The organism is Methylobacterium sp. WSM2598 (genome assembly GCF_000379105.1).
Classification (GTDB): domain Bacteria; phylum Pseudomonadota; class Alphaproteobacteria; order Rhizobiales; family Beijerinckiaceae; genus Methylobacterium.
The window spans coordinates 1,478,361-1,497,295 of sequence record NZ_KB900609.1 but is presented as its reverse complement, the minus strand read 5'-3'; the positions used below and the strand labels follow the sequence as shown (position 1 = coordinate 1,497,295).

Below are 18,935 nucleotides of genomic sequence, written 5' to 3'. Positions count from 1 at the left end.
CTCAGCGCTGTTTCCGACTTCAGAAATAAATCCAAAAGGGAGTACGAGTCATGGCTATCTCGCTCACGTCCGGCATTCTGGAAGTCGATGAGGGCTCCTTCTCGACGGCGGACGAGCTTCTCTACGCGGGCAACACCGTCACGTTCTATGATACCGGCTTAGGCTCGCTTTACGCCAACTTGGCGGCTCAAGCGGTGACCGGCGCAGCAGCCCTGTCCACCCCCCAGAAGGCGGTGGACCAGGGCATGTTCAACATCGCGGCGAACACCAAGGATCTGCTGCTCTCGTCGGCGGGCACGCTGTCGAGCGGCGCGGTCCAACAGTTCAGCACAAGCATCGGTGTCGACAGCGGCCTCACGACCGTCGACGGAAAGAAGATTTTCTTGTTCGCCGTGTCGGGCGACGACGACATCGTGGTCGGTCGCGTCGGTGCCGATGCGACCTCCGCGAAAGATGGCGGCATTGCCTTCTCGATCGCGCTCGACGAGCAGGTTGACCAGACGACCGGCTACGTCACGAAAGCTCAACTCTGGATCACACAATACGCAGCGATCACGAACGTGGGCGTTGACAAAATTGACGCCAATGATTTCCAGGCGCTGACACAGAAGCTGTTCGTCGCCTCCAGCGAGTCGGTCACTAACGAGAACACGACCTTCAGCACAGCGTCATCCGGCGCGCCCGTTTACGCCATCGTCACGCCGCCATCCAACTCACAGGACCTTAGCGTCCTGGTGACCGCGTTCAACAGCGACGACCCGAGCACAACCATCCATGAGGACTACCTGTCCCAGCGGTTGAACATCAGCACGACCGGCTTTGGCGTCGGCAGCCAATCGGTCACGGCACCACCCAACGGGGCCGGCATCCGACTCGACTACGTGCGAAACGGCGTCGCCGGCGCAGGATCGGACCCGACGGGTTCCTTCTCTAGCCACAATCACAACATCACCAACGCTGGATTTGGGATCACTCAGATCCAGGGCGGAGGCACCACGGCCGATGTCAAGGTGACGGCGATCCAGGCGAATGCGCCGGATGATGATGCAACCAATTTCTTCGCTGATCTTGGCAAGAACGACACGGTGGTTACGATCGAGGCGGTTCGCGTCAAGGACGCGAGCGGCAATGTCGTCTACCTGGGCGGCAATGTCGCCAATGCGAACGGCCTGACGATCTCCGGCGTCGGCTCGGCCTCGGCCGTGACCGTGAAGGGCGTTCAGCTGAACTGGACGGTCGAAGTCGTGAACAAGATCGGGACCTTCGACCGCCTTACGGTCGAAAATGTCGGCTCCAAGGGGTTCGATGTTGGCCACCTGATCTATACAGCACCGCCGACGGTCCAGAATACGGTCGTCGAACTCGGCTCGCATGTTCACTTTCTCGACGGGGGGCCGTCTGTCACGACCGACGCAACGCAGGTCGGCGCCTGGATCGTGGACGAAAGCACCCCGAATTCCAGTGATCACCACAGCGTTGCGGCGGCGTTCACCGCGAGCGGCGGCCCCGACGGGACCGATACGATCGCTTACGCGCTAAGTGCCACGGCCGGCAAGAGCGGCTTGAAGAGCGGCGGTGAGGACGTTCTGCTGCGCCTGTCCAACGGCGTCGTGGAAGGCTATACGGCGAGCAACAGTAAGGTCATCTTCTCCGTCAGCGTGAATTCCAGCACCGGCGATGTGACGGTCACGGAGAGTGGTCATCTCGACCATCCGGGCACCAGCGATCCCGACGACGCCGTGGCGATGGCCGCCAGCCTGATTCAGGTGAGCCAAACGGTTACGGACAAGGACGGCGACCACGCGACCGGCTCCGTCTCGATCTCCGATAAGATAAGTTTCAAGGACGACGGTCCGACCGCGGTCGCGGGCTCCGACGTGAGCCTCTCCAGCACGGACGGCAGCAGCATCGCCGGCCAGGGGACCGCGTCGTTTACCATCGGATACGGCGCGGACGGCGCCGGCACTACGACCTATGCCCTTACGATCAACACGGCTGCTACCGGCCTGACGTCCGGCGGCAAAGCGATCACCCTGTCCATGAGCGGCGCCGACGTGGTCGGCAAGACCAGCGACGGCGTCCTGGTGTTCACGGTGTCTTCGACGGGCAGCGGTGCCTTGACACTCGTCCAGTCGGCCGCGCTCGACCACAGCGGCGGGACGGCGCGCACCCTGAATGGGGCGATCTCCCTGACGGCCACCGTGAAGGACGGGGATGGCGACGCGGCGTCGGCCAGCGACAAGATCAATCTGTCATTCGCGGACGGTGCTCCGACCATCACCGGCTCAGGGCCAGTCTCGCTCGCCACCAGCGATGCGAATCTCGGGCCCTCGGGCCACGACGTGAAGGCGGCCACGTTCACGCCGGACTACGGACCGGATGGAGCCGGCTCGGTCAGCTACAGCCTAATCGGCACGGGCAGCACGAGTCTCACGTCGGCCGGCAAGGCGATCAGCCTGTCGAAAGATGCCGGGGGCGTGATCCATGGCGCGACTTCGGACGGTGACGTGTTCACCGTGTCGGTCGATCCGTCAGGTCAGGTCACGCTCACGCAGTTCAAGGCCATCGACCATGCCGCGGGCTCCGACACGGCCAGCCTGAACGGCGCGATCAGCATCAGCGCCGTCGCGACGGACGGTGACGGCTCGACCTCAGCTCCTGCGTCGCAGGGGGTCAATCTGACCTTCGCCGATGACAAGCCGACGATCACGGCCGATGCGTCGGCCTCGCTGAGCACCAGTGACGCGACGCTCGGGACGGACACGAAGGCGGTGACCATCACGCCGGCTTACGGTGCCGACGGTGCGGGTGCGACCCACTCGGCGCTCGTCATCAATGCCGCCACCACGGGTCTGACGTCCCACGGCTCCGCGATCACGCTCGTGGCGGATGGCGCCGACGTGGTCGGCAAGGCCGACACGACCGAAGTCTTCCGCGTCTCGTTCAGCGGAGGGCAGGTTACGCTCAAGCAGTCAGCCACCATCGACCACCAGGTGGGCTCCGACACCGCATCGCTGACCGGTGCGATTTCGCTCTCGTCCTCAGCGACCGACTCGGACGGCGACGTCTCGTCGGCAGCCACGACGGCCCTGAACCTGGCATTCGGCGACGCAACGCCCACCGCGACGGCCGCCGCACCCTCGGTGACCCTGACCACCAGCGATGACAGCCTGGGCGGCGCCGGGGCGGCAAGCCAGGCGACGGCCTTCATCACCGCCTACGGCAACGATGGTGCGGGCAGCACGGCGTTCGCGCTGGCGCTGACCGGCGGCAGCAGCACCGCCCTGACCAGCGGCACGAAGCCGATCAAGCTGTCGATCGACGGGTCAGGGGTCGTCCACGGCGCGACCGCGGATGGGGACGTGTTCACCGTCTCGGTGGATGCTGGTGGCAAGGTCACCCTGACGCAACTCAAGGCCGTTGATCAGGCCGCCGACGCGGTTAATCTGACCGGTGCCCTCACCGTGACATGCACCGTCACCGATTCCGACGGCGATAAGGCCAGCGCCTCGGAAGGCGTGAACCTGTCATTCACCGACAGCAAGCCCTCGATCACCGCGACCGGCAGCACGGTTGCGTTCGCGGTGGATGAGTCGAGCTTGAACGTCGGCGACAAGCACTCGATCCTGGCCCTGTTCGACGGCAAGTACGGAGCCGACGGCGCGGGCACTACGACCTACGCTCTGACGGCCACCACCGGCACGGCGACCAACCTCCTGGACACGCTCACCGGGGAGCAGGTCACGCTGAAAGCCGTCAGCGGCACGGAGGTCGATGGCGTGAACGGGCACGGCGACGTCGTGTTCACGGTCACGCTCTCGGGCAGCGATGCCACCCTCACTCAGCTGCGCGCCGTCAAGCATGGGGACACGTCAAACCCGAATGACACCGTCACGCTGACCCCGCAGCTGATCACGGTCACGGCCACGATCACTGACGCGGACGGCGACGCGAAGGCGGCCGGCGCGGATCTGTCGGCGAGCATGACCTTCAGCGACGACGGTCCGTCCATCGCGCTGAAGCAAGGCGCGACGGCGGTGGCCCTGGCCAGCAGCGACGCGGCGCTCAACACGCCTTCCGTGTCGGCGAGCGACTTCGCCGCGGCCCAGTACGGGGCCGATTCCAACGGCACGACCACGTACAGCCTGACCTGCTCGGCCGGTGACAGCGGCTTGATGTCGGGCGGTGAGGCCGTCCAGCTCAAGACGGAGAACGGCAGCGTCGTCGGCTACACGTCGAAGGGCAGCGTGTTCACCGTGTCGGTCGACGTGACCGGCAAGGTCAGCCTGACCCAGGCGGCCGCGATCGACCACGACGCGAACTCGGATACGGCGTCGCTGACTGGCAAGATCCAGGTCACCGCGACGGCGACGGACGGGGACGGCGACAAAGCCGCGGCATCGGAGGCGGTCAATCTGACCTTCGCCGATGACAAGCCGACGATTGCGCTTAGTGGCACCAAGGTGTCGTTCATCGTGGATGAGAGCGGCCTCGGCACGGGCTCAACGCCGAACTCGGCTCTGGTCACCTCGCAACAGGACATCACCGGCCTGTTCATCGGCAAGCCGGGTGCCGACTCGATCGGGGCCACGACCACCTACAGCCTAGCGGCAGCGTCAGACGGGACCCCGACCGGCCTGGTCGATACGCTCACGCAGTCGGGTGTGGCGCTGAGGACCATCAGCGCCACGGAAGTCGACGGCGTCAACGCCAACAACGACGTCGTCTTCACCGTCACCCTGGCGAACGGCAAGGTCACGCTGACGCAAGCGCGATCGGTGGTCCAGAACAACAAGCTTGACCCGAACGATGGGGCGACGCTGGCGGCGGGCCTCATCAGCCTCTCCGCGACGATCACGGACGGAGATCACGACTCAGCCTCACGGACGATCTCAATCTCCGACCTCATGACCTTCAACGACGACGGCCCCTCGCTCGCCACGAAGTCGGGTACAGGCTCGGTGACCGCCGATGACGCTCAGCTGAAGCAAGCGTTCACAGGCAGCTTTGCCGACTACTTCGCCACACCGACCTTCGGTGCGGACGGCGCGGGCTCTCTGGACTACAAATTCGCGATCAAGAGCACGAACAGCGGCCTCACCGATGTGAACGGAAAGCAAGTGTTCCTGACCCTGTCGGCGGATGGAAAGACCATCACCGGCAAGGAGACGGACGCCGCCGGCACCACGGTGTTCACCCTCGCGCTGGATAGCTCCGGAAACGCCTCGCTGACGCAGAGCATCGCGATCAAGCACGCCGTTAACACGTCCCTCGCCACGCTGTCAGCCAATGCGCTGCACCTCATTGCGACGGCGACGGATGGCGACGGCGACACCAAGACTCAAGAAATCGACGTGAGCGGCAACATCAGTTTCAAGGATGCGACCCCAGAATTCATCGAGACAACGGTGGCTGGCGGCACCAAAGCCGTCGATGACATGATCTTGCAGTATAGAAATGGCATCCAGGGCAACGACACATTCAAAGTTGACTTCCACAACGACGTCCCTGGCACGAGCGTAACGATCTCGAGCTTCGATGCGTCGTCGCACGAGGGCCTCCTCGCAAATCAAACGAGTGCAGCTCACATTGACTACGTCAAGAGCCTCGACCCCCTTACCAAACCGATTTACTCACTTGATGTAACGGACACGGGATACACCGTCAGTGTTGTGAATGCACCGGACGGCCTGCCGCAGAAGATTGCCTTCGAGAAGCTGCCTTCAGGCTCCCCCACGGAGACCGTGACGGCTACCTTGACCGGCGACTACGGCGGCTCGGTCAAGATCGACGGTCTGATCTTCGACCCGAGCAAGGCGATCAAGGCAACGAGTTCGGTCGTCGGTGGCGTGACGGTCTGGAAAGCTGATTACACCGCCGCCCTGGACCCCAAGCAGAATGGCGCGGCCTCCGACGCGGATGACGTCAACACCAACAACATCGGCTTCGGTATCAAGGGAGGGCAAGCGTCCCAGATCAACCCCAATGAGGGGTTCCGGGTGGATTACCTGGCGCCGACGCACCCGGATCAGACAGGCGGTCTCGACCACCTGAAGCATCTCAGCTTCGATGTCTATGGCATCGGGAATATCCCTAACGTCAATATTCACTACTGGCTGTATCGCACCGACGGCAGCCTTGTGGACGAAGGCTGGCGGAAGACCTCGGAGCACATCACCAACGGCGCGGTCGACAAGACTGGGCTCACGCTGACGGACAACAAAGCGCACAACATCGACCTGTTCGATGATGGCACAGCAACTGGCACCGCAGGCCTGCAGGGGGCGAACGACTACTTTGATTACGCTGTCGTCCAGTTCGATTTCTCGCCCGCTGCAGCGAAGAACGGGTCCATCCCTGATAACATCGGTGTCCGAGTGGGCACGTTCTTCACCGAGATCATCCAAACGCCGGAGAAGGACAGCTTTAATTTTGAAGTAAAAGCCACAGACGTAGATGGCGATGTGGCGCTGGGTGGAAGCACGCACGTTGCGCTTGATCCCGCTCATAGCGGCTGGCACCTCGTCTGAAGACCTGCGGGGGAACTGCAATCGCGGCTCCCCCGCGACCACCTTGCGAACGAATGCTTCTTTCTGACAAGGTCTACGTCCCTGATGACCTTGCATGCACTTGAGTTGCGGGGCGCTTCTCGACGGCGTCCGCGAGCGCCGGAGCGTCGAGCCCATCCACGCCCTCGAACGCGGCGGGGTCGATGATCTCACCACCGTGGATCCAGCGCACGAAGCCGGCGGCCGCATCAAACTCTGGGATCAAACATCAGGGTGGCTCAAGAGAGACGATCCTGCTTCGGGAAAGTGGAGAGCGGTTGAGGAGCCGCCTCTCGAACTGGACGGGGCTGAGGAAGCCGAGCGCGGAATGGCGCCGGCGGGGATTGCAGACGCCGTCGATGTCGCGGGCTAGAGCGGCACCCGATCCCGTTGCAACCGGGTGCCGCTCTCGATCTTTGATCTTGCCGCATGTTCTGCGACGAACCGGCATCCACTTCGTCGGAAAATGCTCTAGTGAACCGTCGCACAGTTGGTGATCATCCAAGTGGCGCGCTCGGCACGCAGGAAATCCATGATCTCCAGCGACGCGGCGAGCTGCGAGGCAACCTCAAGCGAGAGTCCTGTTTGAGGCTGCCCATCGAGCAGGACTGGTTTCCCCGTCCGAGAAGCACAAACGCTCCAACCTTCACGGTCCTTTTGTATACCGTATACCAGGGTCTGCATGGCGCTTCTCCGGCTGTGCTTTTCCTCTTAGTTTAGACATGACGAAGCGCGCAGCAACAGCAAGCTTCCCGGGCCAAATGGCGCCGGTCGCGCTTGGGGCGGAGGACCGGCGCGAGCCGAGCATGATGCGCCGGGGCTTCCCGCCCCCGCCAAAGCTCGGCACGCCGCCCGCCACCAAACGGCTGCCGAGCAGTTGGAGCGGTGCCGCACGGCAGGCCGGGGCAGGCGCCCCCGGAGTGGGCTCCGTCGAGGAAGCGCGGCCGGCCGCGGCGGCATCAAAGCCCGGTGCAGCTCGACCTGTTCGCCATGCTCTGACGCGAAGAAGGCCCCGCCGCGGGCGAGGCCTTCTCGACGTCGCTGTCTCTGCAGGTCCGGGACGTTGCCCGGCCGCCCCGGGTTCTGCCTCCCAGCCCCGAAGTCGTGAGGGCAGAGTAGGAGACCCGATGATCAGCCTACCGCGCCCCGGCAATACCCGTACTCGGTCTCGTCCTGGGCCGAGAAGCGGCTGCCATTCGCAAGTTTTCTGGTCAGCGGGTTCATTGACCGGATCGCCTCCACGATCGACCCGCCATCGACGCTCACTCTTGCGTAAAGTTCATCGACATGGCTCAAGAGCACGATCGCCTCGCCGCTTGATTCTCGCTGCGGCCGCTACGCGCACCTCACGCTTCAAGGCCCTCGCGGCGTAGCCGCCGAATTCGCCAGAAGTGTCCGGTCGTTTTCATTACATTCCGATTTGCAAGTGAGGTGCAGGTGGCGTGTCTCGATTGGGCGCGGAACACAGCTGCTCAATGACATCGAACAGTTCCGTCCACTTGATCGGCTTGCCGACGTGGGCGTCCATGCCACCGGCCCGACACCGCTCTGCATCCTCGTTCATGGCATTCGCCGTGAGCGCCACGATCGGCATCGGAGGCCGACCCTGCGCACGCTCCCACGCCCGCACCGCAGCCGTTGCACCAAGCCCGTCGAGCACCGGCATCTGCACGTCCATGAGCACGATGTCGAAGGCCGGTCCTGTCTTGATCGCCTCCACGGCTTGAGCCCCGTCCTCAACAAGCACGACCTCGTAGCCCCGGCGGCTCAGCACGGCGCGGATCACCTCCTGGTTTATCTCGTTGTCCTCGGCAACCAGGATCCGGTGGCCGCGGGCAACAGGACCCGCGAGGACTTGCGGCGCGGCCTGACCCTGTCGATCCGACTCGGCCAAGGGCAGCGGCAGTTCGAACCAGAAGGTCGAGCCTCGCCCAGGAACGCTCTCCACGCCGATCGTGCCCCCCATGAGTTCCACGAGACGCTTGCAGATCACCAGACCCAGGCCCGTGCCGCCGTAGCGACGGGTGGTCGAAGCGTCGGCTTGACTGAACCGCTCGAACAGCAGGGGCAGCTTGTCGGCCGGGATGCCGATGCCAGTGTCCGTGACCGCGACCCGCACTCGCCCGGTGCTCGCCGCGAAGCCAACCCGCATCGTGATCTCACCTCTCGGCGTGAACTTCACGGCGTTGCTGGCGAGGTTGAGCAGGATCTGGCGCAAGCGGGTCGGATCGCCGACGAACCGGTCAGGCGCGTCACCCTCGATGTCCGTGACCATCCGGAGCGGCTTGTCCTTGGCGCTCTCCGCGACCAGGGCCCGACAGCTCTCGACGAGCGCCCGCAGAGAGAAAGGCACGCTCTCGATCGCCATCTGGCCGGCTTCGATCTTGGAGAAGTCCAGGATGTCGTTGACGATGGCCAGGAGCGAGCGCCCGGCCTCCTGCGCCAGCCCGACCAGGTGCCGCTGGGCGTCCGGCAGCGAGGCGTCGTCGGCCAAGAGATCATGCACGCCGAGCATGCCGGTGAGCGGCGTCCTGAGCTCGTGGCTCATGTTGGCCAGGAACTCGGCCTTGGCCCGGGCGCCAGCCTCCGCCTCGACCCTGGCCCGCTCCAGGTGGCGTTCCTGACGGACCCGCTGGGTGACGTCCCGGATGGCGGTGACGATGGTGACCTCGTCGGCGTCCTCGATCCGCTTGTACGCGGCCTCGACCCAGACGTAGTGCCCCGCCTTGTGCTTGAGGCGGAACACGACCGAGGCGGTCGGCCTCTCCCGGGAGAGGCTCGCTGCTGCCGCCGACACCCGGTTCAGATCATCCGGGTGAAGGCAGTCGCGCACCCTGATCCGGTGCGCCTCCTCGACCGCGTAGCCGAGCATGGCGTGCACCGAGGGCGAGATGTAGGAGCGGCGCCCGTCGGCGTGGCCGAGGACGATCAGGTCGGAGACGTTGTCGGCGAGAACCTTGTAGCGGGCCTCGCTCTCACGCCGGGCCCGCTCCGCGCCATGCCGGGCGGTGATGTCGGTGTAGGTTCGCACCGCACCACCGCCCGCCAGGGGCACGGTGCGGATCTCCAGAACGGTGCCGTTCGGACGCTCGCGCTCGTAGGTGTGCTCCCTGGGCTCGAGTCCCGCCGTGGCCACCCAGGTGCGGAAGGCCTCGTCGGAATGGGCGAACTCGTTGTGCGCGAGCTGGTGATTGCGCACCGCCGTGAAAGTTGGCTTTCGCGCCATGAAGGCAGGGGGTAGATCGAGGAGTTCCAGGGCGCGCCGGTTGCAGACCTGGACCCGATCGTCGGCATCGATCATCATCAGACCTTGGTCCATGTTCTCGAGCGTCACAGCGAGCAGGTCCGCGCTCGCGCGCGCCTCGGCTTCGGCGGCCCGCACGCGCCGGTCGCGCCGCCCGAGGCCGACACCGAGCCCGACGAGAGCGAGCACCGCCGTGCTGATCGCGCTGGCCTGGACGAGCGCCTCCCGCCGCCAAGCCGCGAGGGCGTCATCGGTCGCGATCCCGGCCGTGACCACCAAGGCGGGGTACTTCACCAGCCGCTCGTAGGCGACGATGCGCTTGACGCCATCGATGGGTGCCGGTGGTGCGTCGTAGACGCCGGTCGAGATGCGTCTCAGGTTGTGGAAGAGAGGCGTGGACGAGAAGTCCTTGTCCTGGCTCTCGGTCGGTGCCGCTGGGTCTCGCGAGAGGAGCCTGCCGTTCGAGCTCCACAACCCGATCGTCCCTCGCTCGCCTAGGCCGAAGGTCGCGTAGAACTGTGCGAAGTAGTCCGGCTCCAGTTCGGCCACAACGACGCCGGCGAACGAGCCATCGAAATTGTTCAGCCGCCGCGCGAGAGGGAGGATCGGCTTCTGATCGTAATGGCTGCGGATCAGCGCACCGATGAACATGGCCCGGTCTTCCGGGTGATCTCGGAGCCAAGCGAAGTAAGGCCGATCGGCGCTGCTGAGGGGGGGATGCGGCGAGAGGGAGTCGGCAATCCACGAGCCGCTCGCATCGGTGATGGCGATATTGCGCACCTGCGCAATGGTCCCGGTGCGGCGGACGAGAAAACTCCCCAGGGTTGCTCGATCAGGGTTGCCCTCGACCCACTCGGTCGTGCCCGAGAGGATGAGGTCCACGGCCTCGATGGTGCGCTCGGCGTGCTGGGCCAGTGAACGGCTGAGATTGCGGGCGTCCTTGCGCGCGTCCGCGAGAGCAGCGTCGCGTGAGCGCATGATCTGCCACGCGCCGAGAGTCACCAGGAGAAAGGCAGTGAGCAAGGTGATGCCGACCGCACCGCGCAGGGGATAGGCAGAACGAGGACGGAGGGGCACGAACTGCATGGGGTGTCTCGAGGGACGCTGGACGATCCACGTACGACCGCGAGCATAGCCAACAGTGCTCTCCCAAGCTGAGGCCAGAGTGCGGTCCTACCCAGCTTACATCCCGCATGGCTCTCTCGGCCGCTCCACTTGCAGCGGGCGCGCAGCCGATCAGATTGGCACTTCGCTCAGCAAAAGTCTCGCATTGTCCAGCGTATTTCGTAGGGTCAGACTCTCAATTTTGTAGATAAAGAGCCGAAATCTCAGGTGCACAGAGAATAATAGTGCCCATGTGCACATCCAGACAAGCGATTTCTAAATTAATTCTGGATGGATGGATCGATGTATTGTCTTTAAGCTTTTCCCTCGCTTGGGCACGGAACAAATCTCGTCGCAGGGTGCAGCCTCGCTTGAGGGCTAGTCTCGCAAAGCGGCGGACATGGCTGGTTCCATACGCCGCCCCGCTGTGGCTCCGGCCCTTCTCGCCTCAGCGCGCCGGGCGCGCTCTTTCGCCGCCTGCATGCGCTGCTCGCTGATTTTTCGAGCCTCGGTCAGCTCGTGCACGTTGCTGAGCGCCATCGACGAATCATAGCTCTCGTTCGCGTAGATCATGCCCGATTCGATGACCCACACCTCGTCGAGCACTGGTTGCGGGGCCTCACTCGCACTGTGGGAGGGGCTGTGGACCGCGCAGCAGGACCACTGCGCCACGGCCAAGGCGGGCGTCGCCACCCCAGACATCGCGGCGATCAGGATCACGTCGACCGAGGTGTAGGGGCACGACATGCGCTGCAGGGTGGCGAGCAAGCGCCCTCAGGGCGACGAGGTCGCGGTCACGATGCAGTGCGCCTCCGGTGCGGATCGCTGGAACCGCACTGCCCGCTGGCAAGTCGGCGCAAGCGGCACGATGCTCGTTCAGACCGAGGACGGGCAGAAGATGTTCTTCTATCGCTGCCGGTGACGAGGCGGTCCGTGGCATGCCCATGGCGTTGGACAAGGCCTTCGCCAAAAGACCCTGCTCGACAGTGTCGGCAGGGTAAGTCCTTTTGGGGCGCTCTTGCGAGCGGTTGGTGCATAGGCGCCTAAGCTTGTGCCAGGCTGAGGATCGAGGGCGTAAAAAGGTCATTTACACGCGGAGACAGCACACCAAGCGGTTGAGTTTCGCGGTTGTACTGTCCCATCTGCTGCCCGCCCCAGGTGGCGGAAACTGAACTCCGGCTTCGCCAGGAGGGGCCATTCTCCTAACGCGGTCGTCCTAAGAGGCCTGCCGCAGCCCCGCCGCGCCTCTGACGAGCGGGGCCGCGAGAGCCCGCCGCCTGTGATCGGCTGGCTTCGGTCTGAAGCCGGCCGCACAGCCTCAGAGCTCGGCCGGCACTTCCTCCTCACCCCTGAAGTCTGACAAGCTGTCATTCTCGGCAGTGACGCTCCGTCATTTACTCCCGATCTAGATGTCTTCCATCCATTCAACATCACCATCCGCCAAGCTATAGCGCGCGGCAACGATCTTCAGCTTGTTCTCCTGGCGAAGACGATCCTGTATGACCGTGCTCTGCGTCTTGAGGCGAGCGGCAACACGCCGTGCGTTCGAGCGCACGGCCGCATCCAGGAGGTCACTTGACTGGCCCCGGGCCGCGAGCACCGCTGGAATGATCGGCTGGACCATCTCGCCGATCACGCCCGGAAAGGTTGCGTTCTTCTCCACGACATCGACCGCCGCAGCGACAGCCCCGCATGACTGGTGACCGAGGACGACGATCAGCGGGCAGCCGAGCACGCCCACGCCGTACTCAATGCTGCCGAGCGCGGCCGTGTCGACGGTGTTGCCCGCGTTGCGAACGATGAACAGTTCACCCAGGCCGCGGCCGAAGAGCAGCTCGGGGGGAACGCGACTGTCAGAGCAGCCGACGAGCACACAAAACGGCGCCTGGCCGCGCGCGAGTTCGACGCGCCGCTCGCGGCCCTGCTGAGCACGGTAGGGCGCCTCGGTGCGGAAACTGTCGTTGCCCTCCTTGAGGATCCGCAACGCTTGGTCAGGGGTGAGCGTGGTCTTCGAAACGGGATCCGCAGCGAACGCCGGCTTACCGCCTACCGAGAATGTGGCAGCCGCGGCAATAGCACCGCCGAGGAAAGCGCGCCTAGCAAGCGGAATGCAACACGAGCATGAGGCCTTCAGCATTGAGCGCTCCTCTCAGGAGGCGGGCTTCTGTGTCCCGCCCTAATCGGGGTCAACACGCGGCGAGCCTCCACAGGTTCCTTGACGCGGCGCGGACTGCCTCGATCGCCAAGTGGCCGCCGGCTGGCCCGCAGTCCGTGCTTGCGGGCGTTCTGGCTCGCGCGCGCCTTGCCCTCCGCCGTGCGCGGGCCGCCGCCCCTCGGGGTCCCCGGCGTCGACTGCCCTGTCCGGCACGAGGTCATCTCAGCCTTGAGGGAGCGAAGCCCCCTCCCCCGCCACGGGCTCGACATTGAGCACGTCCGTCGAGGCGGCGCGCAGCTGTTGGCCAACGCTGGTGCGGCTGCGCTCGATCTCGCGAAGCAGGGCATCGCGCCGGTGGTCGGCTGCGGCTGCCATGCGGTCGATGCGCTCCATGTCGGAGAGCCGGAGGTGGAACGCCGCCGCGGTCACGTCAGCAGTCGTCGAGCCGCGTGATGCAAGTCTGTTGTCGACCTCGGCTCAGCCTCTCGCGTCCTCACTCGGCCACCCGAGCGCCAGCCTCGTGGCCCGGGTCTCGCAAGGTGTGATGTCGAAGCTGCCATTTCGGCTTGTCCGCCTTGTACGTTGGCTCGAACAGGCTCGCCAACGCGTGGAGGTGACCCTGTGCGAGGATCTCGCGTCGCCAACGGCGTAGACAACGGCGTAGACGCTTGGCCTCCCAGATCAGGTCGACGACGTCCTTCGCCCAGATCGCCTCGATCGCGTCCGCCGGTTTGACCTTGTGCACGACCTCGAAGGAGATTTGTGTTTATAGGCGAGATTGGTTGATCCAGGAGGGCTTGCCGCCCCCTTTGCGCCTCCTCCCAGCTGGCCGACGAGATCCGGCCCTGGCAGGCCGCCGCGACCGGCTCGATTGCGCCCCTGGATCTGCCCGACCCGGCGCCGGTTTATAGATCCGGCCCCCGCCCTCCCGAGAGCCACGGGCCCGAGAGCCACGGGCCTGTTCGCCGCCGGATCCAGCGGCAAGGCTCAGGTGATCTCGGCCGGGACGACGCTGCAGGGTCCCGGCGACGGTCTCCCAATCGCCTGAACACGCCAGAGGAGAGCCATCGTCGGGCGCCCGGCTGCGCGCTCCCGAAAACAACCAAAGAGTTGTAACGTAGTCGGTTAAACACCTGTTGGTTATAGTCTTCCACACAAGATCGCGGAACGCGGCAGATCTGCAACAGCGTGGCACGCGCGACACGGTCACCGCCCAGCAGAGCGGCGTTGGCAACCACGTGGGATCAGTGCAGATCGGTCCTGGCCGGTACTTGACGTTGTGTCAGCTATAATGCGTCTGCATCATCGCGCAAATCACACTAGTCATATGAAACAAACATTGCGCTACTAACAACACGAACGTATCAAACAGCAACATTGGTTCAGGATTACATGAGCGGTAACGCGAGTGAAAGAGCCTTGACCCCCTGCCTGTCTGCAATCGACGCGCCGCTCGCGCGCCCATTATTGCTCGATAAAAACTGCTAAAGCTTGAATTTGCTACTTCATAAGCTGCCAAGTTGTGTCATCAACGCCCCCGCCGGCCCTGTCATCAAATACACACATGTGATCGAAAACGGCCGCTCCTTGCGCCCCGACACCACCATTGAGCGGGAGAGCGCCGCGGTTCCGACAGGCTGCACTTTGAGATCCGCCCAACGTCACCCGCCAGTTCCTGCCGCAACACCCGCGATGCTCGGCCAGACATAGCGAGACCGGCGCGGACCTACTGCTCAGCTTCACGATAGCAACCTTGGCCGTTCCCCAGCGGCGAAGGCTCGCCCCAGGATGCCGAAACCGCTTGCCCGGCGATCTCGGGGTCTTTCACGGCGTTTGACCGGCCCCCGATCTTCTAAACGAATACAGGCGCAGACACGCAACTAATTCAAATGCATTATGCGCATTAGCTACAATGCACAGCAGATTGCGCAGACCGAATTATCGTCCTCGACAGGCCGACAGATTGGGTTATGAAGTCGCTAAGCTCGCAGCAGGACGGCAGGCCCGCTTTGAGACCCGCCGTAGGTCGGATCAATCGGGTGATACCGATCCGATTCCAGAATGGAGAACAATGTGAGGAAGCATTTGTTCGCCCTGTCGAGTCACGTCCCTCGCTTCGCGCACGCGGCGGTGGCCTATGCGGACAAGAAATGCGCCTACACGGGCCAGAGCAGCTCTAACGGCGGCAATAGTCTGACGCTTAACAGGAGTGACGACCGTAACGGAGCCTGCAGAATGACCGCGGGTGCGGGCGGCGGCAACCCGGTCGGCGACGACAGGACCCCATTCCTGCAGGGTGGCGACCTTGGCAACGGGACCGTCACTCAGACCGGCACAGGAGATCGGCTCGGCGTCGCCGGGCGAGGCAAGCGGGCCGGTTCGGGCAACGCCCCCAACGTGACGCGGGCGGGCCCGAATGGCCGCGACGAGCTCCAGGAGATCGGTAGCAACATTGGTGTGGCGCCGGGTTCCGGGCTGCTACCGCATTTTGGGGGCGAACGACCACACCGGGCGGATCAGCATGCCTGAGGACCGGACGGCGCGGCGCGGGAGCTTTCGGGTTGTGCCCGCATGATGGTCGAGAGCTTCGTGCAGCTTGAGCATCGCCTGGAGCGAGGTCATTTGACAAAGCCGCTCGCTGAGCAAGTCGCAAAGGCGTCGTGCAAGCAATAAGACGACGCACCTTCGAGCTGTGCGGAGGCTGAAATATCCGTGCTTCTTCGTGCTGCGGGATGTACGGCATGGCTTTAGTAGTGCCAAGTATCAAAGAAGACGGGCTCATGGTCGCGGCAAACTACGTAGATTAGTCCATCTGGACGATGCGTGATCGGTGGTCAGTCATGTATGACACCGGAAAGCGGGGCGCAGACCGCAATCTGCTGGTACAAAAGGCTGGTAGGGGGATTGAATGACATCTGATGCCGGTTGCATCGGCCGCCCTGTTCGGGCGGAGCGCTCCCCTTGTCTCGCCAGTTCTCCGCGAGAGATCGCCTTTATCGATCCCGGGCTGGATGCGGTCGAGGTCCTGCGCGCGGGCTTGCGCGCCGATGTCGAGCCCATCCTCCTGAACGCGTCGAGTCCCGCGCTGGCCCAGATCGCACGGGCGCTGCACGGGCGTGCGGGCCTCGCGGCCATCCACGTCCTGGCCCACGGATCACCTGGCGCGATTGCTTTCGCCGCGGGCGCTGTCACTGCTGAGAGCGTCGGCGACAATACAGACGAGCTCGCTTCCGTGGGGAGCGCGCTCGGCGTGCGCGGCCGCCTCCTCGTTTGGAGCTGCCAGGCGGGCGCCGGCGCCGAGGGTGCGGCGCTGACGCGCGCCCTTGAGGGGGCGGTCGCCGCCCCGGTGACGGTCGCCCAAGTCGTCATCGGTCACGCCGCTCTCGGCGGGACCTGGTCTCTCTCCTCCGACATCGCCGGCGCCGCTGCGCCGCTCACCGCATCCGCTCAGGAAGGATATCTTGCCGTGGCCGCTACTCAAACGACCTCCAACGGGACCACGGTCGAAAACCTGAACGTCCTGGACACCAACACGGCGAACGACGTAGGCGGGAAGGAGATCATCACTTGGTCCGAGGTGTCGGCGTTCCTAACGTCGACAACGAATGCGACGCAGACCCAGACCCTGCAATCCGCCTTCAGTGCCGGATCGCTCGCGCTCACGTTCAACCTGGGCAACAATGTCTACTTCACTATTAAGCATACGTCCGCCGGCTACGTGATCGTCCAGACGGATCAGTACGGTTACGTTCCGGGCACGGGCCCTGTCGATCCTTATGGGACATTCGCGCTGGGAGCGCTGTCGGACACCACCGCGGCCGCAGTCGCTAGCCTGAACCAAACGTATCCCACTCTCTCAAGCTTTGTATCGGCTGTTAACTCGGTTCTGGGCTCTACATCTGCGCTCGTGACGGCAGACGTGGATGGGGGTGCGGGAAGGGACAATATTCAGGGTATCACGTCGAACACCGCCATTCATAATATCATTCAGGGAGGCGCTGGCGCCGACGTGATGAGCGGCGGGTTGGGAGCGGATTTCTTTGTTTACACTTCGGTCAACGATTCTCCCGCGGCCGGGCAGCTCAACAGCGGCGGTCAGCTCTCCCAGTCATGGGACCAAATTACGAACTTCTCATCGGCTCAGGGCGACAAAATCGATCTGACCGCGCTCGGTTCATTTGCCTGGGGTGGAAACGCGGGCCCCAAGGCGGGTGTCCCGTCTGTGTGGTACACGAGCGATGGCAATGGTGGGTCGTACGTCCTCGTCGATGCCGATGGGAATGGTCAGCCTGACTTAAAAATCCAAGTCGTTGGGGTGACGAATTTCTCACCAGCAGACATTCTCGGCGTGGATGCCACGGCCGCGGTGGTGAGTTCAGTTGTCGCAGCGACCACCGGCGGTGCGGTTGCTGGCACGGTCGACTATTTGAATGCGACCGACAAAGTGTCTGTGACGGTAACGTACAACGAGGCGCTGAAGGTTGCCTCGGGCCCGACGCCCACCTTGACACTGACGGGCGGCCGCACGGCCACTCTCGACGCTGCTGCGTCTGACTTGGTGCATGGCAAACTGGTGTTCACCTACACGGTGGCAGCCGGCGACAATGTCGTGGGCTTGGCCATCACCGGTTCCAGCCTGGCCGGCGTCACGGATCTGGTCGGCAACGCCGTTACTGCTCCGGCCAATGCAGGTCTGCAGGAGACGGGCGGCATCACTCTCACGCTCGATAACACGGTAGCGAGCGTGAGCTCAGTCGTGGCGGCGACGACAGGTGGCAGTCTGTCGTCGGGCGTGGATTATTTGAACGCCGCTGACAAGGTGTCGGTGACAGTCACGTACAATGAGGCGCTGAAGGTGGCCGCAGGTGCGACGCCCACCCTCACGTTGACGGGCAGCAAGACGGCGGCTTTCGACGTCGCTGCGTCCGACTTGGCACACGGCAAGCTGGTATTCATCTATACGGTGACCACGGGTGACAACATCTCGGGTCTTGCGATCACAAATTCGACACTGACTGGCGTGACGGATCTGGCGGGCAATGCCGTTGCTGCTCCGACAAATGCGATTCTGCAAGAGACGAGTGGCGCAACGATTACTGTTGATACTGCAGTCGCGTCCCCGACGGTCGCGTTAGTCAGTGACACTGGGTCGTCCTCGACGGACGAGGTCACCAGCAACGGCGCGCTAAGCCTGACAGGTGTAGAAAGCGGTGCCGCGATCGAGTACTCGACCAACGGCACGACCTGGGGCTCCTCGTTCGCGCCGGTGGAGGGCTCCAACACGGTCTACGTGCGTCAGATCGACAAGGCTGGGAATATCTCGGCGCCCTCGGCAGCCTACACATTCACGCTGGACACCGCCGCGACGGCGACGATCAGCCTGAACGACATCACCACGGACAACGTCATCAACGCGGCGAAAGCTGGTGGCCCGGTCGCGGTGACCGGCTCGGTCGGCGGCGACGCCAAGGTGGGTGACACGGTCACGCTGAGCGTGAACAACGCCACCTACACCGGCGCGGTGGTCGCCGGTGGCACCTTCAGCATCAACGTCCAGGGCTCCGACCTGGCGGCGGACACCAAGGTGCACGCCAGCATCACGGCGACGGACACCGCGGGCAACACCGCCTCGGCTTCGGCGGATCACAGCTACACGGTCGATACGCTCGCGACGGCGACGATCAGCTTGAACGACATCACGGCGGACAACGTCATCAACGCGGCGGAAGCTGGTGGCACGGTCGCGGTGACCGGCTCGGTCGGCGGTGACGCGAAGGCGGGCGACACGGTCACGCTGAGCGTGAACAACGCCACCTACACCGGCCAGGTGGTCTCCGGTGGCACCTTCAGCATCAACGTCCAGGGCTCCGACCTGGCGGCGGAC

The 18,935-nt window shown here is 64.2% G+C and carries 11 protein-coding genes; 5 read left to right on the top strand and 6 right to left on the bottom strand.

Features of this window, described 5'->3' with window-relative positions:
- The first annotated feature begins 50 nt into the window (after positions 1–50).
- Together MET2598_RS0107060 and MET2598_RS0107055 are read left to right on the top strand one after the other, a co-directional pair.
- Positions 51–6,530, top strand: a complete 6,480-nt coding sequence (locus MET2598_RS0107060; RefSeq protein ID WP_018260359.1) for a DUF5801 repeats-in-toxin domain-containing protein — start codon at positions 51–53, stop codon at positions 6,528–6,530.
- 94 nt (positions 6,531–6,624) lie between these two features.
- A complete protein-coding gene (locus MET2598_RS0107055; protein ID WP_018260358.1) occupies positions 6,625–6,921 on the top strand; it encodes a hypothetical protein in 297 nt (98 codons plus the stop codon).
- Positions 6,922–7,019: 98 nt separating this feature from the next.
- On the opposite strand, the gene MET2598_RS38780 is transcribed toward MET2598_RS0107055, so the two are convergent.
- The 3 genes from MET2598_RS38780 to MET2598_RS42645 form a co-directional block, all read right to left on the bottom strand.
- A complete protein-coding gene (locus MET2598_RS38780; protein WP_083784688.1) occupies positions 7,020–7,232 on the bottom strand; it encodes a hypothetical protein in 213 nt (70 codons plus the stop codon).
- A 724-nt stretch (positions 7,233–7,956) separates the two neighbouring features.
- On the bottom strand, positions 7,957–10,878 hold the full coding sequence (locus MET2598_RS0107050; protein ID WP_018260357.1) for an ATP-binding protein: 2,922 nt from the start codon (positions 10,876–10,878) through the stop codon (positions 7,957–7,959).
- Positions 10,879–11,274: 396 nt separating this feature from the next.
- Positions 11,275–11,664, bottom strand: a complete 390-nt coding sequence (locus MET2598_RS42645) for a hypothetical protein (protein ID WP_236728675.1) — start codon at positions 11,662–11,664, stop codon at positions 11,275–11,277.
- Here MET2598_RS42645 and MET2598_RS42640 point away from each other — a divergent pair.
- Positions 11,654–11,818, top strand: a complete 165-nt coding sequence (locus tag MET2598_RS42640) for a hypothetical protein (protein ID WP_236728674.1) — start codon at positions 11,654–11,656, stop codon at positions 11,816–11,818. The two genes, MET2598_RS42645 and MET2598_RS42640, sit on opposite strands and share 11 nt — an antisense overlap.
- A gap of 483 nt (positions 11,819–12,301) precedes the next feature.
- On the opposite strand, the gene MET2598_RS0107035 is transcribed toward MET2598_RS42640, so the two are convergent.
- The 3 genes from MET2598_RS0107035 to MET2598_RS0107025 all read right to left on the bottom strand — a co-directional run bounded on the left by MET2598_RS0107035 (position 12,302) and on the right by MET2598_RS0107025 (position 13,796).
- Positions 12,302–13,033, bottom strand: a complete 732-nt coding sequence (locus tag MET2598_RS0107035) for a carbonic anhydrase (RefSeq protein WP_018260354.1) — start codon at positions 13,031–13,033, stop codon at positions 12,302–12,304.
- A gap of 240 nt (positions 13,034–13,273) precedes the next feature.
- Complete coding sequence (locus tag MET2598_RS0107030) at positions 13,274–13,480, bottom strand: hypothetical protein (RefSeq protein WP_018260353.1); 207 nt, start codon at positions 13,478–13,480, stop codon at positions 13,274–13,276.
- Positions 13,481–13,544: 64 nt separating this feature from the next.
- Positions 13,545–13,796: a hypothetical protein gene (locus MET2598_RS0107025; protein WP_018260352.1), complete on the bottom strand. Its 252-nt coding sequence runs from the start codon at positions 13,794–13,796 to the stop codon at positions 13,545–13,547.
- A 1,316-nt stretch (positions 13,797–15,112) separates the two neighbouring features.
- On the opposite strand from MET2598_RS0107025, the gene MET2598_RS40810 reads away from it, so the two are divergent.
- Complete coding sequence (locus MET2598_RS40810) at positions 15,113–15,580, top strand: hypothetical protein (RefSeq protein WP_157182097.1); 468 nt, start codon at positions 15,113–15,115, stop codon at positions 15,578–15,580.
- Positions 15,581–15,959: 379 nt separating this feature from the next.
- Positions 15,960–18,935: Ig-like domain-containing protein (locus MET2598_RS42075; protein ID WP_018260350.1), on the top strand; the 2,976-nt coding region annotated here is incomplete at its 3' end.

Excerpts from the sequence above, each read along its gene's own strand:
- MET2598_RS0107050 (WP_018260357.1), bottom strand. The coding sequence starts at position 10,878 with ATGCAGTTCGTGCCCCTCCGTCCTCGTTCTGCCTATCCCCTGCGCGGT.
- MET2598_RS0107035 (WP_018260354.1), bottom strand. The coding sequence starts at position 13,033 with ATGCTGAAGGCCTCATGCTCGTGTTGCATTCCGCTTGCTAGGCGCGCT.
- MET2598_RS38780 (WP_083784688.1), bottom strand. The coding sequence starts at position 7,232 with ATGCAGACCCTGGTATACGGTATACAAAAGGACCGTGAAGGTTGGAGC.
- MET2598_RS0107055 (WP_018260358.1), top strand. The coding sequence starts at position 6,625 with ATGCACTTGAGTTGCGGGGCGCTTCTCGACGGCGTCCGCGAGCGCCGG.
- MET2598_RS0107060 (WP_018260359.1), top strand. The coding sequence starts at position 51 with ATGGCTATCTCGCTCACGTCCGGCATTCTGGAAGTCGATGAGGGCTCC.
- MET2598_RS40810 (WP_157182097.1), top strand. The coding sequence starts at position 15,113 with ATGGAGAACAATGTGAGGAAGCATTTGTTCGCCCTGTCGAGTCACGTC.